The sequence below is a fragment of the Streptococcus sanguinis genome (assembly GCF_050234405.1).
Taxonomy (GTDB): Bacteria; Bacillota; Bacilli; order Lactobacillales; family Streptococcaceae; genus Streptococcus; species Streptococcus sanguinis_W.
The window spans coordinates 974,715-1,000,483 of sequence record NZ_CP092117.1 but is presented as its reverse complement, the minus strand read 5'-3'; the positions used below and the strand labels follow the sequence as shown (position 1 = coordinate 1,000,483).

Here is a 25,769-nt window from a genome sequence, read left to right as displayed (position 1 = left end):
TTAACTTTTTTATAATTGCCTTAAGTGGTAGGGACGCAAGCAAACCTTCGGTTTCATCGCTTATTTTTGAGCCTCATGTCTCAAAAATCCCCTATCATGTAACAAAATAAACAATTTGTTACATGACTTACACCACAGCGGCAATCATTTCTTCCACTCGCTTCGCTCGGATAGGAGCTGAGCTAAATCATATATTTCAATATAAATTAATGCGTCAGAAAAGAATTCTTTTTACAAATCTTCTTTTCTTAAAGGTTTGACATCCTTAAGTAGCGGATGGTTCTTGTCTGCTTCTGAGACTTCTGCTGCTTCTAGGTTTTCCCACTGGATGCCTAAAGCCGGGTCTGCATAGTTGACAAAGGCATACTTAGGTTTGAGTTCCAAAGCCCAGTAGTCATTGACCAGGTAGCTATATGAAACGGTATCAGAAAGCACTTGGAAGCCGTTGGCTACACCCCGAGGTACAAAAATTCCCTTGCTGGCATCAATTACTGTCTGATAGGTATTGCCAAAGGTGTCACCCTCGCGCAAGTCAACCCAAGACCCCAGTACCTTACCGTCATCTGCAACAGAGATGTACTTGTCCCATGGTTCAGCATGAAGACCACGCAGGACATTTTTACGAGAAAAGCTGACATTATTTTGCAGTTTTCCTTCTGCAAAGAAGCTTTCAGGAAAGCCTAGCGGCAGCATTTTTTCCTTTTGGAAATTCTCCTTAAACCAGCCTCGGTTGTCCCCGCGTACAGGGATATCAAACTCCAGCATACCTGGAATTCCAGGAACCTCACGCGCTGCTAATTCCTTATCAAAAAATTGTTCCGTCATCTTCTTATTCTTCTCCAATCAAGCGCAAGAGATAGTGGCCATATTCATTCTTTTTCAATGGCTGCGCCAATTCATGCACTTGCTCTTTAGTGATATAGCCCATACGATAGGCAATTTCTTCCAGATTCGCCACCTGAACGTTCTGCATCCGCTGAACCGTTTCAATATATTGAGCGGCTTCTAAGAGACTTTCGTGGGTTCCTGTATCCAACCAAGCAAAACCACGTCCCATAAGCTCAACAGACAAATCACCACGATCCAAGTAAGCCTTGTTAACATCTGTAATTTCTAATTCTCCGCGAGGACTTGGCTTGATGTTCTTGGCAATTTCTACGACATCATTATCGTAGAAATACAGTCCTGTCACTGCATAGTTAGAGCGCGGCTGTTCCGGTTTTTCTTCGATGGAGATAGCATTCATATTCTCATCAAATTCTACTACACCAAAGCGTTCTGGATCCTTGACATGGTAGCCAAAAACAGTTGCTCCTTTTTCCTTAGCAGCAGCATTTTGGAGCATTTTGCTCAGACCTGGTCCATGGTAAATATTATCCCCAAGAATCAGCGCCACGCGGTCATCTCCAATAAAATCAGCCCCAATGATAAAGGCTTGTGCAAGTCCGTCTGGACTTGGCTGCTCAGCATAAGAAAGCTTGATGCCAAACTCAGAGCCGTCACCCAGCAGATCTTCAAAACGAGGCAGATCCGTCGGAGTGGAGATAATCAAGATGTCCTTGATACCAGCCAGCATAAGAGTTGACAGTGGATAATAAATCATGGGTTTGTCATAAACCGGCATGAGCTGTTTTGACGCAGCGCGGGTCAATGGATACAAACGTGTACCAGAACCACCTGCAAGAATAATACCTTTCATATGAGTTTCCTCTCTTAATGTATTCTCCTTATTCTACCATTTTTGAAAGCGGATGTCATCCTTTTCACTACTCCTAAATAAAAGAAAAATAGCGGAAATTCCGCTTTCTTCCGCTATTTGATTCTAAGTTGGCATCACCCCAAAGCCACATCCAAGACCATCATGAGAACAAAGCCCATCATGAGACCTAAAGTCGCCACATCGGTATTGCCATTGGTCTGCGAATCCGGTATCAGCTCCTCTACCACCACGAAAATCATCGCCCCTGCTGCAAAGGAGAGGGCATAGGGCAGAATAGCCATCATGGCCATGACAGCTACAGCGCCCAAAACAGCACCAATTGGCTCTACAATAGCAGACATGGAGCCCCAGTAAAAGGCTTTAAGTCGAGACTTACCGTCCGTCCGAATCGGAATGGACAGAGCCGCTCCTTCTGGGACGTTTTGCAGGCCAATTCCCAAAGCCAGGCCAATCGCGCCAACAAAGGCTTCTGGACTAGGATTGGCCGCTAAAGCACCAAAGGCTACTCCAACTGCCAAACCTTCTGGAAAATTGTGAATGGTAATGGCTAAAAAGAGCAGAGCCGTCTTGGACAGCTTCTTTCGGCTATGTCCAGGAACACTCTCAGCCTCCGAAATGTCTTTGCTCAAGTGCAAGTGAGGCACTACTGCATCAATCAGCCGCAGGAAAAAACCTCCCACTAAAAAGCCAATTGCTGCAGGCAGCCAGGATAGCTTGCCATAAGAACTTTGGGCATACTCAATCGACGGCGCCAAAAGCGACCAAAAGGAAGCCGCAATCATGACGCCTGCCGCAAAGCCCATCATAATATCCAGCAGCTTGCGACTGACTTGTTTAAAGAAAAATACAACAGCCGAGCCTACAATGGTACATCCCCATGTAAAAAGCCCAGCCAAGAATGCCTGCATAACCACAGGCTGCGATCGTAACCAGTCCATAAACTTCTCCTTATCCTCTGAAATCAATCATACAAAATCGTCTTGGTTTCCCCTATACAGTGTTTTTCCTCATTCCAGTAATGAATCCGCTCGAAAGAGCCTTTCCGCCAGTAGAGAGGCAAACGTTCACGTATGTCATCCTGCATGTGTATTTGGTCAAGTTCCGAAATCTTCCACCATTTGGGCTCCCCTTCATGATCGTTTCCCCTAACTTGTCCTTCAAAGGCAGTACAAAGAAAATCGTAATATACATACCGTTCTTCTTTACTTGGATTAGTGAAGCCTGAAATCCCCTTCAATTCCAAGTTTAGAGCAGTCAGACCCGTTTCTTCTTTTAATTCGCGCCTTGCAGCTTCGAAAAAAGATTCTGGAAACTCTTACGAAGGTAAAAAGCTAAGCTTTTCCCATCCACAACCTTCACCAGTCTATCCCCAGACTGGTGAAGCCGCCTGGTTGTATCCATCCTTTAAAGTTATCATGTTGGCGATTAAGCAGTAAAATTTTATCATCTTTTTTAACACAAACATTGACCCAATTCAAAATAGTTTCTGTCATATCAAACCTTCTTCACATACCGCTCGATAGGATAGTCAGCTAGATTCAGCAGTCCCGCTTCACCTAGAGCCATCTGGACTAATTGGCGTCCGATGAGCGGGCCAGTTGTCAGACCAGAAGAGCCTAACCCACTGGCAGCGTAAACATGCGACAAGTTTGGAACGGCTCCAAAGAAAGGAGAAAAGTCGCTGGTATAAGCTCGCGTTCCCACGCGCTCGCCTAAAATCTCTGCAGTAGCCAACCTCGGCAAGTAAGTTTCCGCTTCTTGCTGCAACAGATCCAGCACTTTCTTATCGATCGTCAAATCAAAGCCCTGATCATTTTCATGACTGGCACCAACACTGACCTTGCCCGCCAGAAAGGGAATGATATCCAGCTCGCCCTCAGGCATAACAACTGGGTAGTCATCCGTCTTTTCAGCCAGCTTAAAATCACGTAGCTGTCCCTTTTGCGGCCTAACATCTGTCTTATAGCCCAGTGGCTGCAAGATTTCTCCCAGCCAAGCTCCCACAGCCAATATAACAAAATCGAAGCTATGACCATCCACCAGAAGTTGCTCTCCTTCTACTGTCAATCTTACCTTTTTCTCAACCAATTCTGCCTTGCTGGCTTTCAGAAGCGTCTCCGTCAAGAGCGCTCCCTCCACACGGGCACCGCCGGAAGCATAGAGAAGTCGCTCAAAGCCTTGCAAGTCTGGAAAATTCTCCTGCGCTTCCTGACGACTGAGAAGACTCAATTCCCCTATTAACGGCGACTCTTCTCGGCGATTAACAGCCAAATCATAAAGCTCCTGCAGCTTGCTCTCATCCTTTTTCAGCAGATAAACACCTGTTTGTTGGTAAAAGTCTGTCTGGATTCCAGCCGCTTTCAGTTCCACAATCAAGTCCTGATAAAAATCAGCGCCCAGACGCGCCATCCTGTACCAAGCCTTATTGCGCCGCTTGGAAAACCAAGGACTGATAATGCCAGCGGCTGCCTTGGTTGCCTGCCCCTTGCCGTCATCAAAGACAGTCACTTCCACATCTGGGGATTGGGACAGATAGTAAGCCGCTGTTGAGCCAACAATCCCAGCACCAATCACTGCTACTCTTTTCATGTCGCATCCTCTCAAATATGTCGGAAGGGATTGGTCGAAGCCTGACTAGCCAGAATCTCAATCTCCCATCCCTCTTCTGCCTTCCAAGTATCAAGCTTTTCTTTTAATTTTTCCGTAAAAAGAACCTCGATATGGTGTCCAGGATCCAGCGCCAAAAGCCCTTCTGTCAGCATTTCCTGGGCAGTATGATAGTAAATATCACCTGTTATGTAGACCTGCGCTCCCTTGGCAATGGCCTCTTGATAAAAGGACTGACCGCTGCCACCGCAGATAGCTACACGCTCAATCACGCGTTCGAGATCCGCTTCTTCATAAGCGACCAGACGCAAACTATCTAGTCCAAAAGTTGCCTTGACCTTAGCCGCAAAGTCCCCAAAAGTCTGAGGAGCAATCTTCCCAACGCGGCCAATACCGTGCTCTGGATCAGTCTGACTAAGAAAACTTGTCTCCTCAATCTCTAAAAGCTGACAGAACCAGTCATTAAGCCCGTCCTCTACAACATCAATATTGGTATGACTGACATAGACAGCAATATCATGCTTGATGAGGTCTAAAATCATCTGATTTTGAGCCTTATCTGCCACTAGGTCCTTAAGAGGGCGAAAGATAGGCGCATGCTTAACGATAATCAGTCCAGCACCTGCCTCAATAGCCTCCGCCACTGTCTGCTCGCGAATATCCAGCGCCACTAGAACCTTATCCACTTCTTTGTCCAGAGTTCCAATTTGCAGACCTGAAATGTCGCCCTCCATGGACAGCTCTTTCGGGCAGTAGGCTTCATAACGGGCGATGATTTCACTTGCTAGCATGGAGTACCTCCTTGATACTTTCGATTTTTTGGGACATAGCAGAGCGTTCCAGCTCATTCTTTTCTGGAATATGAGCCAAAGCTCCTGCAAGTTTCTTCAGTTCTTTCTGCCATCTTAACTGAAAAGCAGGTGACTGTTGCTTCATCAGAAAAGGACCAAAGCGCTTTTCTTGCTCTGTCAAAGTTTGCTGACCTTCTTCTGCTACTAGGATTTCGTAAAACTTCCCTGCCTCTTCTAAGATATCCTCAGCCAGCAAGCGAAAGCCATTAGATACCAGCCAGCTGCGAAGTTCATCCTCTCGGTTATTGGGCTGCAAAATCAAGCGGGAAATGGCTCCAAGCTTAGCTCTGCCATTTTCCAAAATCTCTGAAATCAAGCGACCACCCATGCCAGCGATAACGATGGTGTCAATCTGATCTTCTGCTTCAAAAGCAGCCAGTCCATTGGCCAAGCGAACCTCAATCTGCTCCATCAGAGCATGCTCTACCACATTTTTCTGAGCAGACTGAAAAGGCCCCTCTACCACTTCTCCGGCCAGAGCCTTCTCAATCCGCCCCTCCTGAATCAGGTAAATAGGCAGATAGGCGTGATCGCTCCCAACATCCAGCAACTTTGCCCCATCCGGCACAAAAGCTGCTACTCGCTCCAAGCGTTGGGAAATAGTCTTTTTTTGCATTGCTTACTCTTTTCTAAACATTCTTCTATTCAGTATATCATTTTTAAGGGTTTAAAAAAAGCAGCAGAGGAAAAATCAGCCTGTTGATAAACTGATTTTGTCTCGCCACTTGATGATGGGGTGTTCTACCCATCACTTTTTTATTTGATTTCCTGATACTTGGCAGCTAAACCAAGCTGAACTGCCGGACGAGCTGCAATCTTCTCCGCCCAAGCAGATAGGTGTTTGTAGGATGCAGCATCCAAGAACTCAGCAGCGCCTGGATAGATCTTATCCTGTACTAACTGCCCATACCAAGACCAGATAGCAATATCAGCAATACTGTAGTCATCTCCAGCGATATAAGATTTGTTGGCCAATTCTTTATCTAATAAATCAAGCTGACGCTTGGCTTCCATCGTAAAGCGGTTGATAGGATATTCTAGCTTTTCTGGAGCATAGTTAAAGAAATGACCGAACCCACCACCCAAGAAGGGAGCCGCTCCTGTCTGCCAGAAGAGCCAGTTGAGCACCTCAGTCCGACCAGCCAAATCTGACGGAATGAGCTTTCCAAACTTCTCTGCAAGATAGAGAAGGATATTCGCTGATTCAAAGACAGAAATCGGCTTATGACCTGACTGATCCAACAAGGCCGGAATCTTAGAGTTGGGATTGATTTTCACAAAATCTGAGCCAAACTGGTCGCCATCCATGATGCTAATCTTATAGAGGTCATAGGCTGCCTCAGTGATACCCGCTGCCAGTAGTTCCTCTAGCATAATCGTCACTTTGACCCCATTTGGAGTCCCAAGTGAATAAAGCTGAAAAGGCTCTTTACCGACAGGAAGCTTCTGCTCAAAGCGCGCGCCTGCAGTAGGCTGATTGATACCTGAAAATTTTCCTTGGTCGCTGTTCGCAGCGGACCAGACTTTTGGCAATTGATACGTCATATTTTTCTCCTTTTTTATAAAACCAATGGCCTGTCGTATCTAACAGGCCACCATAAATCTAATAAAATCAGTCCTTCCACAAATTCATGGCATTGAGGAAATCATCTGAAACTGTCACATTTTGAGGATTAGCTGCTTCACGTTCTTCCCGTTTGGCTTCTACCTGAGCAAGTGTAGTGATACCTTCCTTGCGCCAATTGCGCAAGATAGCCTGAATATACTTCCAGTTGGCCTTGCCATTAAACACAGCCTCACGAAGGGCAGCCTTGACCAAGTCAGGATTGGTTTTGTCGTCTTGAACAGTCTTAGTCAAATCCTCAATTTCAAAGGGTGTCAAGAGACGGCCCAGCTCCTGCTGGAAGGTCTCCACCAAGTCTTTCAAGACATTCTGAGGTGCCTTTGCCACAGTCTGCAGACCACTTTTGGCTGCCAGCAGTTCATCCAGCTTTTCCAAAGCCGGCGAAGCATCAAAGATAACCTCTGTCTCTCCATTCAGCTCAATGGTCTTATACTGCAAGAGACCTTTCTCCGTCAAATGGGACATAGAGCGATTGACTTCTGACAGGGTCTTGCCAATATGCTCCGCAATCTGACTAGGCGCCAGCTCTTCCAGAGAAGTAGTATTTTGCAGATAGAAAAACTGCCAGACCAAAAAATCATCGCTGGAATCAAAGATGTCCTTAAAATGTAAAAGAAGAGCACTCGGGATTACAAGATTACCCGATTTAAAAGCTGATAAATAAGTCATGTCACCTCTTATAGATAAGCAAAAAACGATACATCATTTTCAGGACTCTCCCAGTCGAAAGGTGTCTCCTGATAGACAGCGTAATTGACCCAATTGCTGAAAAAGAGTGCCGCGGCCGAACTCCAACGCAAGGCCGGTGTCGCATGGACATCATCGTTTTTGAAATAATTCTCTGGAATGTGTGGATTCTTGCCCGCCTTCAAATCGCGGAAATACTCCTTGGATAGAGTATCGCGGTCGTATTCCATGTGACCGAAGCTATACACCTCTCGCAAGTCCCGGCTAGCCAGCACAGAGAGACCCATATCCTCTCCATACGAGAGAATTTCCAGATTGGTCAGATTGACAATATCTTCCTTCAGAACTTCAGTATGACGGGAATGCGGCGCATAAAACTCATCGTCAAAGCCACGAAAAAGTAGATTACTGCTGTCAGCCAACTGGCTATAAACACCTGATAATTTGCGTGTCATCTGATGCTTGTCAACGCCGTAGCGAGCGTAAAGTCCAGCCTGAGCTCCCCAACAGATATGCAGAGTCGAAAAGACATGGGTCTTGGACCATTCAATCACCTGCTGGAACTCTTCCCAGTAGTCCACCGCTTCAAAAGGCAGATGCTCTACCGGTGCACCAGTGATAATCAAGCCATCAAAATAGCGATTTTTAACCTCATCAAAAGTCTTATAGAAAGTCTCCATATGCTCTGCACGTGTAGTTTTAGACTGATGAGAGCTCATGTAGAGGAAGTCAATAGTCAACTGCAGCGGAGTATTAGCCAAGTGGCGCAGTATCTGAGTCTCCGTCACCATTTTCTGGGGCATGAGATTGAGTACCAGAATATTCAGAGGGCGGATATCCTGATGGTCCGCCCTGTCGTCATCCATGACAAAGATATTCTCAGAACTTAAAATGTCAACAGCTGGCAGTTTCTTATCAATCTTAATTGGCATGAAAATATCTCCTTCAATCGTTAGAAAGGCTTGGAAATACTTTTCCAGCCTATTCTTTGTTTATCCAATGTACTTTCATTATACTGAAAGGAGATATAGTTTTCAATTATACTTTTTCTCTAACTAGATATAGTTAGAAACTATGCATTAATAGTGCATTAGAACCTTGTAATCGTAATCGCCGATAACTTCGCGACCCTTGAGCTCATCCAGCTCAATAAGGAAGGCACAGCCAGCTACTACACCGCCAAGGCGCTCGATCATCTCAATCGTTGCTTTCACTGTTCCACCAGTCGCAAGGAGATCATCGACAATCAGAACGCGCTGACCTGGCTTGATAGCATCGGCATGCATGGTCAGGGTATCCATACCATATTCTTTTTCATAGTCAGCTGAGATAACTTCACGAGGAAGCTTGCCAGGCTTGCGGACTGGAGCAAAGCCGATTCCTAACTCAAAGGCAACAGGACAGCCCACGATAAAGCCACGAGCTTCCGGTCCAACGATCATGTCAATCTTCTTGTCTGTCGCATATTGAACAATCTCACGAACAGCGTAGCTATAAGCATTTCCGTCTGCCATCAATGGACTGATATCGCGGAATGTCACGCCTTCCTTTGGATAATTTTCGATTGTTGCAATGTAGTCTTTTAAATTCATGATATACTTTCTTTCAAAAAAATTTTTTACTCTCTATTATATCACTTTTTCATCCAAATGGTAACAGAAAACTTACTTTTTAAGGGAATGTATTACTTTTATTTGAAATCCTATTCCTCATCCATACAGATAGAAATCTCTATCAAGCTAAAAATCCTCTCCATCAGATGGAGAGGATTAGATTTATTATAGATGCTAAGGTGGTTTCAAATCTATCGAAAAGAGAGAAAAAACTCAGTTTTGACGCTTAGGATAATGTCATTCATCTAATATTTTCTCTTTTGCGGGACTTTGGCTTAGTCTTGTACCATCTCATCTCTCCATCAAATAATCATAAATCTCCTGTACAGTGCCCAGTGCCATGAGTTCTTGTTCTTTGACTAGGCGCTTGAGGTCTTGGTAAATGTGACTGCTGTCAATTTCTTTCTTTTCAGCTTCCTTATTGACCGTCATGACGCCTCCTGTGATGCTGACAAAACCAAGTTCTTCAAAAATCTGAATCATTTTGACCAAGAGAATAGGATCAATTTTCAGATAAGCTGCTAGGTCCTTGAGCTTATAGCGAACGTCAAATTCGGGAAACTGATAGATTGTCTTATAGAGTTTGGCAAACTGCTCACGGTTGCCATAACCAGTCAGATAATATGGCTTAGCAATTTCATTCTTAAAGTAAATAGCTTCAAAATCCTGAGACTGAATAATCTTCTTCAAGTCCTGCAAATCATCGGGAAGGTCATAAACCACGACTGCTCTGCTATTTGTCAAATCTGGTAACTCCTCTGTGAAACGCAAGACTGGAACCTTGTCAGGCAGCGTCGCATTTTTGCTGCGGATATTGAAAAGCTGAACGCCGTCCACACGAGCATCTACCAGCATGAGCTGGAGACTGGTCTGTCCATTCCATTTATTGACAGAGAGGCTGACAGCCAGCTCCAGATTCTTGGTTTGGGCAAACTCTGTCGCCAGGCTTCCTTGCCCAAAAGCTACTACTTCAAAAGATGCATCTTCCTGAGAAATTTTCAGCTTAAGATGACTGTTGCCAGCCCCCATAGTCCGAGTATTGTCCACCTTAAAGTCCTTGAGGTAAAAAAGCGGCTTCTTATTGTCCATACCAAAAGGAGCCAGTTTTTCAAAGCTTTTGAGTGTATCCAGGGTCAGTTCTGGCAGGTGCAGTTCCTCGTCTAAGTACAGGGCTGTTTTGCCAGTCAAATCCAAATCATTGTCTAAGATGTAGGCTGTCAGGATATCAGATAGCTCTGCTAGTTTGTCTGCTTCAAGAGTCATTCCAGCTGCTCCAGCATGGCCACCAAAAGCTACAAAGAGATCACGATGACTGTCCAAGGCCTCAAAAATATTGACTGCTTCAATACTGCGGGCGCTGCCCTTAGCGATGCCATCCTCGATATTAAGCACTATGACCGGCTGGTGCAGCTCTTCCAGCAAGCGACCAGCGACAATCCCTAGCACACCGGGATTCCAGCCTTCCTTGGCCAGCACCTGCACTGGTCTCTTAGGGTCCAGCATGGTTTGTGCTTCTTCATAAATCTGCTGGACGATTTCCTTGCGCTCGTCATTTTTCTGGTTGATCATAAGAGCAATGTCACGAGCTTCTTCGTCATCAAAGCCTGTTAAAAGCTCAACCGCTGGATTTGGATCATCCAGTCGTCCCAAGGCATTGAGTCGGGGGGCAAGCTGGAAGCCAACCGTTTCTTCATCCAGTTCGTCTGGCTGAATGCCTGCAATTTTGAAAAGTTCCTGAAGTCCTACTCGCTGGGTGTTTTTGAGGACGGAAAGACCGTATTTGACTAAAATCCGATTTTCTCCCGTCAGACTAACCATATCAGCAATGGTACCGATGGCAACTAAGTCCAAAAGTTCGACTTGGACTTCTTCCAACAAGGCTGTTGCCAGCTTAAAAGCCACCCCACAACCAGCTAGATGCTTGAAAGGGTAATCCGCTCCGCTATGTTCCGGATGGACAATCGCATAGGCATTTGGCAGCTCCTCAGGCATGGAGTGGTGATCCGTCACGATCACATCCACGCCCAGAGATTGGGCCAGATCGATAGCTTCAAAACCAGCCACTCCATTATCCACTGTAATAATAAGCGAAATACCTTGATTTTCAATAAAATACTTGTAAACACTGCTATTAGGACCATAGCCATCCGTAAAGCGATTAGGCAAGTAGACCTGACACTCAGCCCCCAACTGCTCCAAGGCTTCCTTGACAATAGATGCTGAGGTCATCCCATCAGCATCATAATCGCCATAAATCAAAATCTGCTCGTAATTCTCAATCGCTGCACGAATGCGCTCCACTGCCCGCTCCATATCATGCAGGTCATGAGGGTCATGAAGCTGGTTTAAACTAGGCTCCAAAAATTCCTGTAAAGCTTCTTCAGTCTGCACACCTCTTTGGTAAAGAAGACTGGCAGCGGCGGGGTCCAATCCGGCTTTCTTGGCCTTTTTTAGAAATTTTTCGTCTGTAAAATTAGTGGCAAACTGCCAGTCGTATTTTGAGCTAATCATGATAAGTGAAACACTTTCTCCGTTCAATCTTGTCTGAATATTATAACATGAAAAGACTGGTTCAACCAGTCTCAAACTTCTTATCTTCGAGCAAGGTTCTCAGCCTCACTCATCTAGATAAAGTCCCTTAGCAACGCTTTTATCAATAACTTCCTGAGCTAATCCCCAAAGACTTTCAGAGGTTTCTTGAATAAAGGATTTCTTTGCGATGACCTGCGACTTGGTCAGGCCATGAGGGTTATCATGAGGCTGAGCAACTTCCAAGTGATTGAGCAGGGGAACCAGAGCATCAAGTACTCGGGCATATTTAGCCTCTATGCTAATGCCGGTTTCAAATTCCTGCCAAAGCTCTAAAAAGGAATCCTGCTGATCTAGTGGCAACTTGTCCAAACTGATTTTCAAGGACCCCAGCTCTCTATCATAAGAATCGCTCTTGCCCACGTCGTCAAAGATAAAGGTATCACCAGCATATATTTCGCCCAAATCATGAATCAATAACATTGACATGATCTTTTCCAGATTGACCTCTTCGGGGATATATTCTCGAAAAACTAGCGCCATGAGCGCCCCCTGCCAACTATGCTCAGCAGAATTCTCAAAACGATAAGCGTCCAAGGTCCGATTGTTGCGATGAGTGGCTTTCAGCTTTTCCAGCTCATTGGTAAAAGCTAGCTGCTGTTGTAGACGTTCAAGCATGTGGAACTCCTTTGAAATGTTTTTATAGCTAATTCTATTCAAAATTGATAGTTGCTCTTAACGCTCTATATGATTTTCTTCAAAAACTAAACTTTCACTTCTTTTCTGTTTTTTCCCTCGCCATCGAATCACCAACTCTGACGTCAGGTGGGTCAGGATAATCGTCAGAAGGAAGGCCCAACGGCCATTTTCCCACTTGGTCAGCTGCTGGGATTTGAGCAGAAAAAAAGATAACTCAATAAAGATAGGATGGAGGAAGAAATAAAGGATACTTAGATCTTTTAAATGTCGCCAGTTTTTTTTGCGCTTCCACTGAGTTTTTAACAGCCAATTGAATAAGAAGAGCGTAAAGGGAATGAGAGCAAAGAAAAAATTTTTATCCAGTCCCTGCCTGATGTAAACCAGCACTCCTTCGCCTGCTAGGAAAAGACTTGCCAACAGAAGAGACAGCCAGCGTTTTTTCTGAAATAAGGCTATCTGCCCGTAATCAGCTGGAAAGTAGCCTAAATAGATAAAAATGGACGTATAGAAGAGGCCATTCCTGCTGGTGAAAAAGAGCTTGGCATAAGCATCATACCAGTCTGTCAGCAGACTAGGCGACAGATAGGCGTGATAAGTCTCAATAGCACCTAAGGTGTAGAGAATTAACAAAAGGGCAAATGTTTTCTTGGGCCCCAACTTCCTATACAAAAAATGGACCAGCAGCAAGCCTAAGATAAAGGCGGGGATATACCAGAGCTGGTAACTCATTCCGATGTAGAGGAGCGCTGCTAGAATAGCCAGAGGAGCTAGGTAGAGGGGCAAATGCAGTGATTGGAAATAAGTCAAGGCGTAGGGAAGGTAGACCAGACTTCAAAAACCATAAACCTTTAAAATGCCTTTAATATACAGAGTTAGTTTCACAGCTTGAGGCTCTTGCTTCCAGTGTACTCGGAAAAAATAGGCTGAAGAAATTAAAAAGAAAGGGACCGCCATGCGGCCAAACATACTCTTCTGAATAAAATGTAGAGCTTCATGTTCAAAAAGCCTCTGGCAATGGACCATAATCACCAAAACAGAAGCAATATATTGAAAAAGGCTGAGCAGGGCATAATTGACAGGTTGCTCTGGCTCTATGACTCCTCTCCTTTGCATCAAGCTTTCTCCTTACGAGGTTTGTTTAAGATGTAAATGAACACTTTTTCATTCAATTTAGGACTTGACTAGCCAAACATGCTGAAAGGCAGCGATGTCCCGATAAGGAGATTGGTTGCAGACAACCAGCTCCATCTCAAGCATCTTTTCAGCCCAATCAGGGGCAGTTTTGTAGTCATTGGATTGCAGCCCATAAAAAATTCGTACTCCTTGATAATCCTCAACTTCTAATGGAAGACCTGAAATCACATCTTGGATCTGATAGACCTTAGCAGCCCCCATGCTGTGGGTTTGATATGCCTCACCCGCCAAAAGCTGCTGGGCCTTTTCTGGGTCATTTTCAAAAACCACCGTATGCATAACTCGTCCAACCTCGTGATGCTTAACCAGAGAAATTTTGCCGCCCTTTTTTAATAGTCTGGAAAATTCTGCTAAATAAAGAGCAGGGTCAGATACATACTCTAAGACATTATGACAGACGATGACATCAAAAAACTGGTCTGGCAATGTTTGCAGAAGCTCCAAGCTGCCTTGCAATTGCTCATAGGAAAAGTCCTGCTTGCGCTCAGCAATCATTTCTGAACTAGGCTCGATGGCGGTCACTTGGTTGTTTTTCGCTAGAAAATCAGCCACAATTCCAAAACCACTGCCGAAATCAAGGATTTTCTGGCCCCTCAGCGACTCTAGAAAGGCAAAAACAATATCATACTGAAGCTTGCCCCAAGGCGCCTGCAGATGAGCTTTGTAGGCTTGTAGATTAGCTGTCATAAAACCTCACTTATAATTAAACATATTGGCTGCCATCTTGTCGGCAATTCTTGGAAAAAGAGTATAAAGCTTGTGAGCCAGATTGAGAATTCCAGGTAGATTAATTTCCCGCCTCTTTTTGCCAAAGGAGCTGACAATTTTGCTCGCTACAAAGTCAGGCTCAAGGATATACTTGTCAACTGCTTTTACATAGGAACCATCAGGATCCGCTTGATCGAAAAAGGAAGTTTTAATAGGACCTGGGTTCACCGACGTGACATAAACCCCAAAAGGCAGGAGTTCCAAACGCAGAGCATTGGAAAAGCCAATAGCAGCAAACTTGGTCGCCGAATAAAGACTGGACTTGCTACTTGCAATGAGGCCGGCCATACTAACGATATTGACGATATGTCCTTGACCTGCCTGCTTCATGCGAGCTCCAAAGATACGGGACAGATTCATCAGGGCAAAGGTATTGACTTCAAACATGGCCTCGATATCACTGGAAGTGATTTTGTCAAATTCTTCAAAAATCCCATAGCCAGCGTTATTAACCAGGACATCTACGTGGCCATACTGGCTGTCAATCCGCTCAGCAAATCTTTCCAAAGCTGAACTGTCTGTGATATCCAGCTCCACTAAGTCAAGATTTTCCCTTTCTCTATATAGTTTTTCCAGCTTAGTCTTGCTCCGTCCGACCAAAATCAGTCGGTCATGGGGCAAGAGCTTAACCATTTCCTGAGCCAGCCCACCGCTAGCCCCTGTGATGATGATGGTTCTCATATCTCCACCTCTTCCAAGTCTTTGACCACATGGACCTTTTCAAAGACAGCACTGGCATCGCGGCGCATTTGGCTGATGTCCTTGGCTAGAAAGCGGGCACTGATATGATTGAGCAGGAGGCGCTTAGCGCCGGCCTCCTTGGCTACTTCTGCGGCTTGCATATTGGTAGAATGACCGTGATTGCGGGCAAGTTTTTCATCTCCCTTGCCATAAGTTGCTTCATGGACCAGTACATCTGCTGCCACTGCTAAGCGAACGCTGGCAGCAGTCTTCCGAGTATCACCCAGAATAGCAATGGTCTTGCCCGGACGAGGGGCTGAGATATAGTCGGCTGCAATGATTTTGGTCCCATCTTCTAGGACGATATCCTGACCGTTCTTGACCTTGCCAAAGAGGGGGCCAAAGGGAACACCCGCTGCTCGTAGCTTATCTGCATCCAGCGTTCCTTCCAAATCTTTCTGCATCACCCGATAGCCCACACAGAAAATCGTGTGATCCAGCTTATCCGCATAAACTGTGAACTTGTCCGTTTCAAGAATCTTGCCCAGACTGTTTTCATCAAACTCATGAAAATCAATCCGATAAGGCAGACGAGAACCAGACACGCGCAGGCTAGACAGTACAAAATTCTTAATACCTTTGGGACCATAAATTTCCAAGTCCGTCTGCTCTTCATTAGCCTGAAAAGAACGACTGGATAAAAAGCCCGGCAAGCCAAAAATATGGTCGCCATGCAGATGCGTGATGAAAATCTTGCTGATTTTGCGCGGTTTAATCGTCGTCTCCAAGATCTGGTGCTGGGTACCTTCACCGCAGTCAAACATCCAGACTTCATTGATTTCCTCTAACAGCTTGAGGACAAGGCTGGATACATTGCGAGCCTTGGAGGGCTGACCGGCTCCGGTTCCTAAAAATTGTAATTGCATATTGTTCTTTCTAAATGATATAAATCATGGCAGAGCGATTCTGCGAGTGATAATATTTTCTACCAGCATAGGACTGAGCCAGCTGACTGACTTCATCTTGATTGTAGCCCAGAACTCTTTGGCTGCCATCCGCTAGCTGCTGCCAATCGGTCAAAGCAGTCAGCGCCTGACTGTCCACGACTTGCGACTCAGATTTGAGAGGCACCATTTTTATTCTCCCTGCTTCTTCGTAGACCAAGTATTGTGGAAAGACTTGGGCGATTTCAAAGAGCAAGTCGTCTGTTACCGACTCTGGCTTTTCAGGAAAGACCAAGCCGACTTCCTCGCTCTCATAGCAAAATCCATAGGACTTGCCAGAAAGATTAAGCCGTACAAAAGGTTTATTTTCTACAAAGCTAGGCTCCGTATTCCACAAGTCCAGCGCCTGAGTAATTTCTAGAAAATAGGCTGTTGCGGCTTCCGGACTTTTCTTTTGATAAAGCTCAGCAAAGTAAGCATTGATAACGCTGGGCGGAGGAGTGATGAAGCTACGCTTCTGCTCCTTTGTCAGTCCAGCCAATACTTGCTCTAAGTAGACCCTGTCTAGGCTTGTAAAACCGCCGTATTTCAGGGCCAAGTCAATATAATCAGTCATAAAATTCTTCCAGTTTCCATTTGTTTTTCTCGGCAATCCAGCCTGAAATGACTTCGACATCGTCTATGTATTCTCGATTTCCCATAATCGCGACTTTCTCTAAATCATGAATCTTGTAAGCTTTAGCCGGCGCTACTTTGATGGTAAAAGGCAGGAAAATCTCTTTCATCCGCTCCAGTAGGACTTGCTGCAAAATAGCTCTGCTATTGTCCGCCTTAGCCGAAATTAAAGAATAAGGAGTCAGGGTCGGAGTGAAATACTCCGCCTTGTCTGCTTTGTTATAGAGAGTCAGCCGGGGAATATCCAGCATGTCCAGCTCTTTCATGATGTCGAGTACGGTCTTTTCATGCTCCTCATGATGAGGGTCGCTGGCGTCAATAACATGGACCAGCAAATCGACATTTTTACTCTCTTCTAGTGTGGATTTAAAGCTGGATACCAGCTCTGTCGGCAAATCCTGAATGAAGCCAACTGTGTCTGTCAGAGTGACATTGAGCTGGCCACTGAGGTTGATGTTCTTGGTCGTAGCGTCTAGCGTCGCAAAGAGTTCGTCTGCCTCATACTGGCTCTTGCTGGTCAAGCAGTTCATAATCGTAGACTTTCCCGCATTGGTGTAGCCGATGAGACCGATTTTGAAAATACTGGATTCCAGCCGTTTTTCACGAACAGTAGCCCGATTTTTCTCGACCGCCTTGAGCTGGCGCTCAATATCATGAATCTGATTGCGGACACTACGTCGATTGAGCTCCAGCTGACTTTCACCAGGCCCGCGGGAGCCAATTCCACCAGCCTGACGGCTGAGCATAATCCCCTGGCCAACCAAGCGAGGCAGCAGATACTTGAGCTGGGCTAGATGCACCTGCAGCTTGCCCTCATGACTCCTAGCCCTCATGGCAAAAATATCCAAAATCAGCTGCATACGGTCAATGACCTTAACCCCCAAGCTTTCCTCCAGATTGACATTTTGGCGAGGTGTCAGGCGATTATTGACAATGACAGTCGAAATCTCTTCGGCATCAACCATCTGTCGGATTTCTTCTAACTTGCCAGATCCGACAAAGGTCTTGCTGTCATACTTTTCCCGCTTCTGGCTATAGGAACCGACTACCTCAGCCCCTGCCGTCTTAGCCAGACTTTGCAGTTCCTCCATGGATAGGTCAAAATTCTCCGTGTCTGCTAGTTCCACACCGACCAGAAAGACACGCTCTGTTTTTTTCTCTGTTTCTATCATCTCATATCCTTACTAAGACTTGGTCAGCCAGTTACTTGTCCAAAAAATTCCTGATGTCCTTCATGACCTGATTTTTATAGTCTGGATTTCCCACCTGATAGAAGGTCGCGGACATCCGGTTGCGAAACCAGGTCAGCTGGCGCTTGGCGAAACGACGGGTATTCTGCTTGAGCTTGTCCACTGCCTCTTCTAGGCTCATCTGACCTTTAAAGTAGGGGAAAAGTTCCTTGTAGCCAATCCCCTTACTAGCTTGACTGGTCGGAGCTTTCTCAAACAGCCAGCGAGCTTCTTCTAAAAGTCCGGCTTCTAGCATCAGGTCTACTCTCTGATTGATTCGCTCATAAAGTCGCTCACGCTCATCATCTAGGCAAATCAGCAGCGCTTCATAGTCTGGTTGATTGTTTTCTAGTTGACCGCCCAGATGGGCAATCTCCAGCGCCCTCATAGCCCTGCGTCGATTCATCTGTGGAATTTCGATACCCAGTTCTGCTATTTTTCCAAACAAAGCCTCATCTGACCAACTGTCTAGCTGCGCCCGATAGACCAGAATCTCCTCGTGAGGGACGGAGCCGCCCAGATGGTAGCCCTCAAGCAAGCTCTGGATATAGAGCCCTGTGCCACCGCAAATGATGGGAAGCTGACCTTGAGCCTCAATCTCACGAATAGCCTGAGCTGCCTCAGTCACAAAATCATAGGCAGAGTAGCTTTCTCCAACCTCCCGCACATCCAGCAGATGATGGGGAATGCCCTCTTGCTCCTCCGGACGAATCTTAGCCGTGCCAATATCTAAGCCACGATAGACCTGCTGGCTGTCACCGCTGATGATTTGGCCATTAAAGCGCTTGGCTACCTCGATACTCAGAGCTGTTTTTCCAACTGCCGTAGGCCCCACTATCACAATTATCTTGGTTTTCATCTTTTTTCCTTGAAAAAATTTTGATTTTTCGTTACTATTAATTATAACATAAATAATAAAAGTTCAGAAAAGGAGAAATCACATGGCTAAAGGATTTGGAAAAGGCGTTCTTACAGGAGTTGCAGCTACTGTTGCTGCTGTGGCAGGCGCAGTTTATGCCGTCAAGAAAAAAGTCATCGAACCTGAAGAACAAAAAGCAGCTTTCATTGAAGAAAACCGTAAAAAAGCAGCTCGCAAACGTGTAGCACACTAAGCCTGCACATTTCACTAAAAAGCCTGGAAAAATCCAGGCTTTTTTTTTGAAAAAACAGCAGTCAAATCGACTGCTGCAAACAAAGCAATTAGACTCTAAGAGCCCTCTCTTTCTTGGGCGGTTGAATACCATGAGAGCTTAAGATATAATTGCTTAAGAGTAAGAATACTAACAGCTCAAGAACAAAAAACAAATCGAAAGCAGGATTGGAAGACAGAGAAACGAAAGGAATTGCGAGACACACAATTATGACATAAAAGATTTTCAAGCGTTTGATATAAAGCCAGAAGAGGTCAAGGCTTTGCCTGCCATTGATCTGCGACTTAGACTTGCTTCCCGAGTACCAGATGATAAATGCTTCCGCAAAAAAGAATAGACCTAGCAAAATGATCATTCTCCAAAAATGAACCTGCAGTAGAATTCCCGCTGCTAGCAATAACAAAACACCCAAGCTCAATGCTAGCACTGCTCGCCTAGTATTAGCCATAAAATCAACTCCTTTATATGACTACGAAGAACAGTCAGATTCATTGTTGCTAATTGATTAGATTGCTCTAGGAGAACATATTTTATTTCGGCTTTATTTTACCACTTGGCAAGAAAACTTACAAATAATACGATAAAGCATTTGTAGAAGCCATTGGTTACTGAAAAATAGACTCAGACAGAGCTTTAGAAACGTGTTATAATAAGGCATTAGCGAAAGGAAGATTTATGAAAAACACCTACAGTTTTAACAGACTACTGCTTAGCCTAGCACTTCTTACTTCATTATTTTGCATCTTTGTTCCTCGTCACATATTTGCTGACGATGTCGAGAGCAGGATTATATCCTATGTAGGACAGCTAGAGCTGTATAGCGATAATACAGCAACTTTTACAGAGGAAGTAACTTTTGAATACGACAGTTCCTATAACGGCCAATATATCACGCTGGGCCAGGCTGGCAAGATGCCTAAAGGCTTTCAAATCGAAGACAATCCTAAGATAGATATTATCACCAATGGACAGAAAAAGTCCCCACAAAAGATAAAAGAAGAGGCTGTAAAAGATGGGAAAAAGATTACAATCTATAATTCTGGTAAATCTGGTGATCAAGTCATTATCACTATAACTTGGAAATTACGAAATATGCTTTGGGTGTATCAAGATATAGCTGAGCTGAATTGGATACCTATTTCTGATTGGGATGCGGATATTCGACGATTATATTTTTCTGTTTCTACGGATCGTTTCGATACTAGTGCTCAGCTTTTCGCCCATACAGGCTTCAATAAAAACCAACCAAAGGTAGAAAAATTAAATCAGATTCTGGCGGTTAGGTCAAATAATCTCACAAAAGGAACAAAACTTGAATTGCACGGCGCTTGGGACAAGAGTATATTTACAGATATTGATACTGCCAGTATTATCCCTTCAACCCACCGCAAGCAATTTGAAGAGAAGGAAAAAGAAATTGAACAAAAACAGAAGCAACATAGCTTTATAATTTATGTACTAGGTCCAGTCATTGCTCTCTCGTTTCTGATTATAAGTCTGGCTTGCTTTCTTTACTATTTACTAAGATTTTATTATCTAAACAAGCTTCCTAAAAATACGCGACTCTATGAACCGCCTCAGAATCTTACTCCTCTGCAACTTGCATACAATATCTATAATATATCAATTGAAAAATCTCTTGCTCATACTAGAAAAACAGGAACTCCTAGCTTTTCTAGTTTAGTACAGGCTACTTTAATGGATCTGATTGACAGAGGAAATATAAAATTTCGCATTGGAAGATCAGGAGAGAAACTGGAAATTGTTCACTTAGATAACCTAAGTCGCTACGAGATAAAACTGTTGGAAATGGTCTTTGGCGATAAGGATAAAGTTACTCCTGATACAATGTTCCCAGATTACCAACAAAGCTCCAAGTCTTCTACACGACAGAAATTTCAAGAGGCTCTACGTACTGTTGCGAACTATGTCCGTCAAGAAAGAGTCGATTTAAATCTCCCTATACGATATCGTAAAATAAGCAAAAAAGAAGAAAGACCTGTTTCATTAGCTTATATTTCCTATTATATTGGTATTATTATTCTCTCTTTAGGTTCTCTTTTTTATAATCCTTTTACTACCGGACAGTTTGATTACTCATATTCCTACATTTATCCTTTGCTTCTATTTGTCGCGTGGTTCCTTGGGAAAGCAGCTCAAATAAAATTGAATCGAATGGCAGATAGATACCTAAAAAAGGAATTTAGAGAAGAAGTAATTGAATGGCAGAGCTTCTCCAACATGCTGCGCGATATTGCTCATCTTAGTCAAACTGAGGTAGAGGGAATCATTCTCTGGAATCGAATTCTAGTATATGCGACTCTTTTTGGCTATGCGGAAAAAGTCAGTCAAACATTAAAAGGAAGAGACATTCAATTAAAAGAAACAAATCTTGAAAGTTTCTTCTTCAGTAATATATCTACAGGTTTTGCTACAGGCTTTAGCAATGTTGATATTTCATTGAATCCTCCCAGCTCAAGTAGCTACTTCAGCTTGTCATCTGGTATTTCAGGTGGCTTCTCAGGTGGTGGGGGCGGAGGAGGCGGAGGCTCCTTCTAACATAAACTATAATACAAAAGGCCGCTGTTTGAGCGGTCTTTTGTCATAGTTATTTCCCTTGCATAAACTCTTGGAAACGATGAGTATCAAAGTAAATAGTAGACGCAATCAATTTATCTGATTCGTCAAATTTTAAAAATTCTGCCACATCCAACTCTAGTTCATTTCCTTGTGGTGACTGCAGGCGATAGCCATTTAAAGCCACTACTTCTCGTCCCTCTACCAATAACTTCTTCACTTCAAGATGCTGACTTAAAGCATAGAATTGACCTGCACCTTGCAGATAAACATCACGTCCTTGTCTGATCTCCTGACTATCACACATCCCATAATCAAAATGTTCAGCCACGAAATCTTCCCATCCACCTTTATTGACTGCATTAAAATAGCTTTCTGCTAATGTTTTTGTATCCATATGTTGAACCTCCAAAAATAATATAGGCAAGCACTCAAACAATGAGATTTTCAAGCCATTTAAGATTATACAAAAAGCAATATGACTACAGTCTGTCATATTGCTGAAGATTTTTTTGAAGAGAATCAATTAATTTATCCTGCAGTTCTTTTGGTGATATGACTTTTACTTGATGAGCAAAACTTAAAATCAATTCGAAAAAGGCTGGTGTCAATGCTCTGAAAGCATGGACCTTTATTCTGGTTTGCTCAACAGTGATTTCTTCTTCTGTGAAGTGGTCATAAATCTTTGGGGGCGCAGACTCTGTGAAAATTAGCTCTATTTCTTCTTTACTGCCCTCAACTTTATCTTTGGATGGATTTAAAAAAAGCTCTAACTTTTCTTGAGATAAAAGCGGGTAATCTCCAACATTGACAACCTCTTCTACTGGCTGCAAATCACGAATCCTGCTGAGTTTAAAAAAACGAAAATCTAACTTTTCTAAACAGTAGCCGATAACATACCAAGCATTTAGTTTAAAAATCAGACGGTATGGAAAAATCGTTCTCCGGCTTTGTTCTTGTTTTTTAGAATAGTAGGAAAAGGAAATTTTCTTCCCAGTTTGTATAGCCTGTTCAATCTCAAGTAAATAATTTGTATTAAGAGACCATGAACTGAGATCAAAATAAAATGGATTGACCTTGTCGGTCGCTTCTTGAGAAACAAGCTTATGCTCAATGCTGTCAAAACTAGGATGTCCAACAATTTTGCCGACATTTTGGCTCATATTGATGATAAACTGCTTTTCTTCTTCTGTGAAAAAGCTGCTGTCCATCTTGTAGTCATCCGGTATATAAAAACCACCCTTATCTCCGCGTTCTGAGTAAATAGGGATTCCAGCTAAGCTGAGCGTATCCATATCTCGATATACGGTACGAGTAGATATTTCAAAACGTTCAGCAATTTCTTTAGCTGTTATCTGCCTTTTATTCAAAAGGGCTAGTAGAATATAGATTAATCGTTCTAGTTTCATGAGTTTTCTTTTCTTATTTCAATCGGCACAGCATCAAATAATCATCTTCCCTCTCTTCAACCGTGACAAAGCCCAGTCTTTGATAAAAGCGAACAGCGGGATTGTCTTTGGAAACGGAAAGGGAGACACTTGGGTAGCCTTTGGCCTTGAGCAAGTCCAGCATGGCTGTCATCAACTGCTGACCTAGTCTTTGGCCTCTGAAGTCAGTCAGAAATGAAATAGACAGAGAGGGCGTCTGGTCATCATAATAGCCGTAATCTTTCATGATGCGAACCCAAACGGCTCCGACCAGCTGGCCGTTCACTTCTGCTGCTAAAGTCCAATCATCTGGCTGCTGACCAAAGTCCTTGATATACATCTCTAATTCTGGTTCCTTCAAGATACTTCTGGGCAGCAGCTCTAGACCTGGGGGGATGAAAATAGCTTGGTAAAGAAATTCCTCTAAGAGTGGGATTTCCTCTGATTTTAAAGGCCTAATCTCAGTCTCGATTTCTCCTTCTAGATCAACTGCTCTTCACCTATGCCAGCCTCCGCTAAGATTTTGGCAACTCGGTCAAATTGCAAGCGGAAATGCTCCAGCTTGTGGCCATCTGATCCCACTGAAAAGCGCTGACCGCCCAGCTCCTTAACTAGAGAAAGAGCATAGATATAGAGTTCCTCGTGACCATATAGATACATGGACTTGCAGTTAAGCTCAAAGGCCAGACCATGGTTAATCATCTTTTTAAAAAGCTGTCGTAGCTCTGGTTCAAAAGTTTTTAACTCCTCTACGGTAAGCTCGAATTTGCGGAAACCATAGTCAAAGTGAGCTAGTACATCTGCTGGCACAGCCTCGATAGCCTCTTCTAACTCTCTAAGGTAGGAGGGAATCAGCTCCATCTTATCCAGCTGCAAGACCGGATCTTCCAGATAGTCAAAACTGCCATTGTGGTGGACAGACAGGAGCTTGAGATCATAATCCTTGTCCGCTAGGAAAGCTAGAATATCATCCTTACGCGGAGCGTAATAGCCAATTTCAATGCCCTTCTTGATGCGGTTGCCATATTGCTGGTTCAGCTCTGCTATTTTTGCTGAATAGGCCGCATAGTCAGGTACATCATCATGGGGCGAGGCAGCTTCGTAGGGGTAGGGATTGGACAAATCATAGTGCTCGGTGGTGACAATCTCGCCTTCGTAATGGTCCAGATAATCACAGAAATCCGCCTCAGAATCATAGGAAAAATAGGTATGAAGATGGTTGTCGCGCATGCTGGACCGCCTTTCTGCAAATCTTATATCCGTTTAGTAATGGTCAATTTCAGGTCGGTCATGAATCCGGCTCTGCTTGCCCTGACGGGCCTGGAGGACGGCCTCTACCTCTTCCAGACTGACGCCAGTCTCGACGAGAGCGACCGCCAGATGGTAGAGCAGATCAGCTGTCTCATTGGCCATCTCGTCCTTGTTAGCATTTTTAGCCGCAATGACCACTTCTGTCGCTTCTTCACCGACTTTTTTGAGAATCTTGTCCAGCCCCTTGTCATAGAGATAGCTGGTATAGGAGCCTTCCTTGGGCTCTTTTTTGCGTTTGAGGGCTTCTTGATAGAGAGTTTCTAGCATAGTACCTCCTTGTTACTGTCTTTATTTTACTATAAAAAGTAATTCTTTCCAATGGCAAGCTGATGTCTTTGTTTTATTCTTGCATTAACCAAGTACTAAAGTAAGGGAGCTTTTAGTCAGTTTTGCCGTCTTCTTCATCCCAGATTGTATGGAAAAAGCAGGATTTAGCACCGGTGTGGCAGGCTGCTCCCAGCTGGTCTACCTCGATCAGTAGGGTATCTAGGTCGCAATCAGCTGTGATTTTTTTGACAGTCTGGTAGTGGCCACTGGTGGCTCCCTTATGCCAGAGCTCCTGACGTGACCGGCTCCAGTACCACATCTGACCGCTGGTGCGGGTCAGATGGTAGGCTTCTTCATTGAGATAGGCCAGCATGAGGACTTCTTTGCTGGTGTGGTCTAGGATAATGGCAGGTATAAGACCGCCTTGCTTTTGAAAATCTAACTTCACTTCTGTCATCAGATGCGCACCTCCAATCCAGCTGCCTGCATGGCTTTTTTGGTCTCTGCGATGGAGACCTGACCATAATGGAAAATCGAAGCGGCCAAAGCACCCGTCGCTGCAGTCTTTTCAAAAACTTCTAGGATATGCTGGCTACTGCCAGCACCACCAGAGGCGATAATAGGAACGGAAACCACTTGAGAGACAGCTTCCAGCATTGGCAAGTCAAAACCAGACTTGGTCCCGTCCTTGTCCATACTGGTCAGAAGAATTTCCCCCGCTCCAAGACTGACAGCTTCTTGAACCCAGTCTAACAGATCGCGACCGCTGTCCTTGCGGCCACCAGCCAAATAGACATGCCAGCTGCCATCCGCTTCTTTCTTAGCATCCACGGCTAGCACCACGCATTGACTGCCGAATTTCTCGGCGCAGTCAGCTAAAAGCTGAGGATTTGCCAGCGCTGAGGAATTAACTGCAACCTTATCCGCACCAGCCTGCAGCATCCGCTTCATGTCCTCAACCGTGCGAATGCCGCCCCCGACGGTAAAGGGAATGAAAACCTGCTCCGCCACGCGCCGGACCATCTCGACCGTCGTGTCCCGCTCCTCATGGGTGGCGGTAATGTCCAGAAAGACCAACTCATCGCAGCCGGCTTCATAGTAAGCCTTGGCCGCATCAACTGGATCTCCCACATCAGTCAGATTGACAAAGTTGATACCCTTGACCACCCGGCCGTCCTTGACATCCAGACAGGGAATGATTCGTTTTTTCAGCAT

Annotated in this window: 29 protein-coding genes and 1 pseudogene; 2 read left to right on the top strand and 28 right to left on the bottom strand. The window is 44.5% G+C overall.

The window, feature by feature from the left end; genetic code table 11:
- Window positions 1-231: 231 nt before the first annotated feature.
- The 20 genes and pseudogenes from MFP28_RS05070 to miaA form a co-directional block, all read right to left on the bottom strand.
- Window positions 232-825 carry a dTDP-4-dehydrorhamnose 3,5-epimerase family protein gene (locus tag MFP28_RS05070; protein WP_032915877.1) on the bottom strand — a complete coding sequence of 198 codons (594 nt, stop codon included), beginning with the start codon at window positions 823-825 and terminating at the stop codon, window positions 232-234.
- A gap of 4 nt (window positions 826-829) precedes the next feature.
- Window positions 830-1,699 (bottom strand): glucose-1-phosphate thymidylyltransferase RfbA, encoded by an 870-nt coding sequence (gene rfbA, locus MFP28_RS05065; protein WP_002897349.1) that lies wholly within the window; start codon window positions 1,697-1,699, stop codon window positions 830-832.
- A 134-nt stretch (window positions 1,700-1,833) separates the two neighbouring features.
- Window positions 1,834-2,658 carry a ZIP family manganese transporter TmpA gene (gene tmpA, locus MFP28_RS05060; protein WP_032915874.1) on the bottom strand — a complete coding sequence of 275 codons (825 nt, stop codon included), beginning with the start codon at window positions 2,656-2,658 and terminating at the stop codon, window positions 1,834-1,836.
- A 23-nt stretch (window positions 2,659-2,681) separates the two neighbouring features.
- A pseudogene (locus MFP28_RS05055) lies at window positions 2,682-3,213 on the bottom strand (NUDIX domain-containing protein).
- 1 nt (window position 3,214) lies between these two features.
- Window positions 3,215-4,309: an NAD(P)/FAD-dependent oxidoreductase gene (locus MFP28_RS05050; protein ID WP_002906322.1), complete on the bottom strand. Its 1,095-nt coding sequence runs from the start codon at window positions 4,307-4,309 to the stop codon at window positions 3,215-3,217.
- Window positions 4,310-4,320: 11 nt separating this feature from the next.
- Entirely contained in the window at window positions 4,321-5,118 is a 798-nt protein-coding gene (locus MFP28_RS05045; RefSeq protein WP_002906320.1) for a Nif3-like dinuclear metal center hexameric protein, read from the bottom strand.
- The gene (locus MFP28_RS05040; protein ID WP_002906319.1) at window positions 5,105-5,794 is read right to left on the bottom strand and encodes a tRNA (adenine(22)-N(1))-methyltransferase; all 690 of its coding nucleotides are present in this window, start codon (window positions 5,792-5,794) and stop codon (window positions 5,105-5,107) included. Before MFP28_RS05040 ends, MFP28_RS05045 begins: the two co-directional genes overlap by 14 nt.
- Before the next feature lie 140 nt (window positions 5,795-5,934).
- Window positions 5,935-6,723 (bottom strand): glutathione-dependent disulfide-bond oxidoreductase, encoded by a 789-nt coding sequence (gene yghU, locus MFP28_RS05035; RefSeq protein WP_002906318.1) that lies wholly within the window; start codon window positions 6,721-6,723, stop codon window positions 5,935-5,937.
- A 67-nt stretch (window positions 6,724-6,790) separates the two neighbouring features.
- Entirely contained in the window at window positions 6,791-7,471 is a 681-nt protein-coding gene (locus tag MFP28_RS05030) for a DnaD domain-containing protein (RefSeq protein WP_002906317.1), read from the bottom strand.
- Window positions 7,472-7,479: 8 nt separating this feature from the next.
- Window positions 7,480-8,421 carry a homoserine O-acetyltransferase MetA gene (gene metA, locus MFP28_RS05025; protein ID WP_002906316.1) on the bottom strand — a complete coding sequence of 314 codons (942 nt, stop codon included), beginning with the start codon at window positions 8,419-8,421 and terminating at the stop codon, window positions 7,480-7,482.
- A 147-nt stretch (window positions 8,422-8,568) separates the two neighbouring features.
- Complete coding sequence (locus MFP28_RS05020; protein WP_002906315.1) at window positions 8,569-9,081, bottom strand: adenine phosphoribosyltransferase; 513 nt, start codon at window positions 9,079-9,081, stop codon at window positions 8,569-8,571.
- A gap of 312 nt (window positions 9,082-9,393) precedes the next feature.
- Complete coding sequence (recJ, locus tag MFP28_RS05015; protein ID WP_002906314.1) at window positions 9,394-11,613, bottom strand: single-stranded-DNA-specific exonuclease RecJ; 2,220 nt, start codon at window positions 11,611-11,613, stop codon at window positions 9,394-9,396.
- Between the two features lie 105 nt (window positions 11,614-11,718).
- On the bottom strand, window positions 11,719-12,309 hold the full coding sequence (locus MFP28_RS05010; RefSeq protein ID WP_002906313.1) for an HD domain-containing protein: 591 nt from the start codon (window positions 12,307-12,309) through the stop codon (window positions 11,719-11,721).
- Between the two features lie 57 nt (window positions 12,310-12,366).
- Window positions 12,367-13,137, bottom strand: coding sequence for a hypothetical protein (locus MFP28_RS05005; RefSeq protein WP_002906312.1), 771 nt, complete (start codon window positions 13,135-13,137; stop codon window positions 12,367-12,369).
- Between the two features lie 363 nt (window positions 13,138-13,500).
- Entirely contained in the window at window positions 13,501-14,211 is a 711-nt protein-coding gene (locus MFP28_RS05000; protein ID WP_002906310.1) for a class I SAM-dependent methyltransferase, read from the bottom strand.
- Window positions 14,212-14,217: 6 nt separating this feature from the next.
- Window positions 14,218-14,973, bottom strand: coding sequence for an SDR family NAD(P)-dependent oxidoreductase (locus tag MFP28_RS04995; RefSeq protein ID WP_002906309.1), 756 nt, complete (start codon window positions 14,971-14,973; stop codon window positions 14,218-14,220).
- Window positions 14,970-15,899 (bottom strand): ribonuclease Z, encoded by a 930-nt coding sequence (rnz, locus tag MFP28_RS04990; protein WP_002906308.1) that lies wholly within the window; start codon window positions 15,897-15,899, stop codon window positions 14,970-14,972. Before rnz ends, MFP28_RS04995 begins: the two co-directional genes overlap by 4 nt.
- 10 nt (window positions 15,900-15,909) lie before the next feature.
- On the bottom strand, window positions 15,910-16,533 hold the full coding sequence (locus MFP28_RS04985; protein WP_002906307.1) for a hypothetical protein: 624 nt from the start codon (window positions 16,531-16,533) through the stop codon (window positions 15,910-15,912).
- Window positions 16,526-17,764 carry a GTPase HflX gene (gene hflX, locus MFP28_RS04980; protein WP_002906306.1) on the bottom strand — a complete coding sequence of 413 codons (1,239 nt, stop codon included), beginning with the start codon at window positions 17,762-17,764 and terminating at the stop codon, window positions 16,526-16,528. The genes MFP28_RS04985 and hflX overlap by 8 nt, the downstream gene beginning before the upstream one ends.
- A gap of 31 nt (window positions 17,765-17,795) precedes the next feature.
- Complete coding sequence (gene miaA, locus MFP28_RS04975; RefSeq protein WP_002906305.1) at window positions 17,796-18,680, bottom strand: tRNA (adenosine(37)-N6)-dimethylallyltransferase MiaA; 885 nt, start codon at window positions 18,678-18,680, stop codon at window positions 17,796-17,798.
- A gap of 82 nt (window positions 18,681-18,762) precedes the next feature.
- Between miaA and MFP28_RS04970 the strand changes: the two genes are divergently transcribed.
- Window positions 18,763-18,933, top strand: a complete 171-nt coding sequence (locus tag MFP28_RS04970; RefSeq protein ID WP_002895160.1) for a DUF3042 family protein — start codon at window positions 18,763-18,765, stop codon at window positions 18,931-18,933.
- An 88-nt stretch (window positions 18,934-19,021) separates the two neighbouring features.
- Here MFP28_RS04970 and MFP28_RS04965 read toward each other — a convergent pair whose 3' ends face one another.
- The gene (locus MFP28_RS04965; RefSeq protein ID WP_002906304.1) at window positions 19,022-19,420 is read right to left on the bottom strand and encodes a hypothetical protein; all 399 of its coding nucleotides are present in this window, start codon (window positions 19,418-19,420) and stop codon (window positions 19,022-19,024) included.
- Window positions 19,421-19,647: 227 nt separating this feature from the next.
- Between MFP28_RS04965 and MFP28_RS04960 the strand changes: the two genes are divergently transcribed.
- Entirely contained in the window at window positions 19,648-21,531 is a 1,884-nt protein-coding gene (locus tag MFP28_RS04960) for a DUF2207 domain-containing protein (RefSeq protein WP_002906303.1), read from the top strand.
- 49 nt (window positions 21,532-21,580) lie between these two features.
- Here the strand turns inward: MFP28_RS04960 and MFP28_RS04955 are convergent, their stop codons facing one another.
- The 7 genes from MFP28_RS04955 to hisF form a co-directional block, all read right to left on the bottom strand.
- A complete protein-coding gene (locus tag MFP28_RS04955) occupies window positions 21,581-22,045 on the bottom strand; it encodes a nuclear transport factor 2 family protein (RefSeq protein WP_002906301.1) in 465 nt (154 codons plus the stop codon).
- Window positions 22,032-22,958 carry a helix-turn-helix transcriptional regulator gene (locus tag MFP28_RS04950; RefSeq protein WP_002906300.1) on the bottom strand — a complete coding sequence of 309 codons (927 nt, stop codon included), beginning with the start codon at window positions 22,956-22,958 and terminating at the stop codon, window positions 22,032-22,034. Before MFP28_RS04950 ends, MFP28_RS04955 begins: the two co-directional genes overlap by 14 nt.
- Window positions 22,959-22,971: 13 nt before the next feature.
- Window positions 22,972-23,448, bottom strand: a complete 477-nt coding sequence (locus MFP28_RS04945; protein ID WP_032915866.1) for a GNAT family N-acetyltransferase — start codon at window positions 23,446-23,448, stop codon at window positions 22,972-22,974.
- Between the two features lie 8 nt (window positions 23,449-23,456).
- Window positions 23,457-24,206, bottom strand: coding sequence for a PHP domain-containing protein (locus tag MFP28_RS04940; protein WP_002906298.1), 750 nt, complete (start codon window positions 24,204-24,206; stop codon window positions 23,457-23,459).
- Window positions 24,207-24,239: 33 nt separating this feature from the next.
- Window positions 24,240-24,554 carry a phosphoribosyl-ATP diphosphatase gene (gene hisE, locus MFP28_RS04935; RefSeq protein ID WP_002906297.1) on the bottom strand — a complete coding sequence of 105 codons (315 nt, stop codon included), beginning with the start codon at window positions 24,552-24,554 and terminating at the stop codon, window positions 24,240-24,242.
- Window positions 24,555-24,666: 112 nt separating this feature from the next.
- A complete protein-coding gene (hisI, locus tag MFP28_RS04930; protein ID WP_002906296.1) occupies window positions 24,667-25,011 on the bottom strand; it encodes a phosphoribosyl-AMP cyclohydrolase in 345 nt (114 codons plus the stop codon).
- On the bottom strand, window positions 25,011-25,769 hold the full coding sequence (gene hisF / locus MFP28_RS04925; protein WP_002906295.1) for an imidazole glycerol phosphate synthase subunit HisF: 759 nt from the start codon (window positions 25,767-25,769) through the stop codon (window positions 25,011-25,013). Before hisF ends, hisI begins: the two co-directional genes overlap by 1 nt.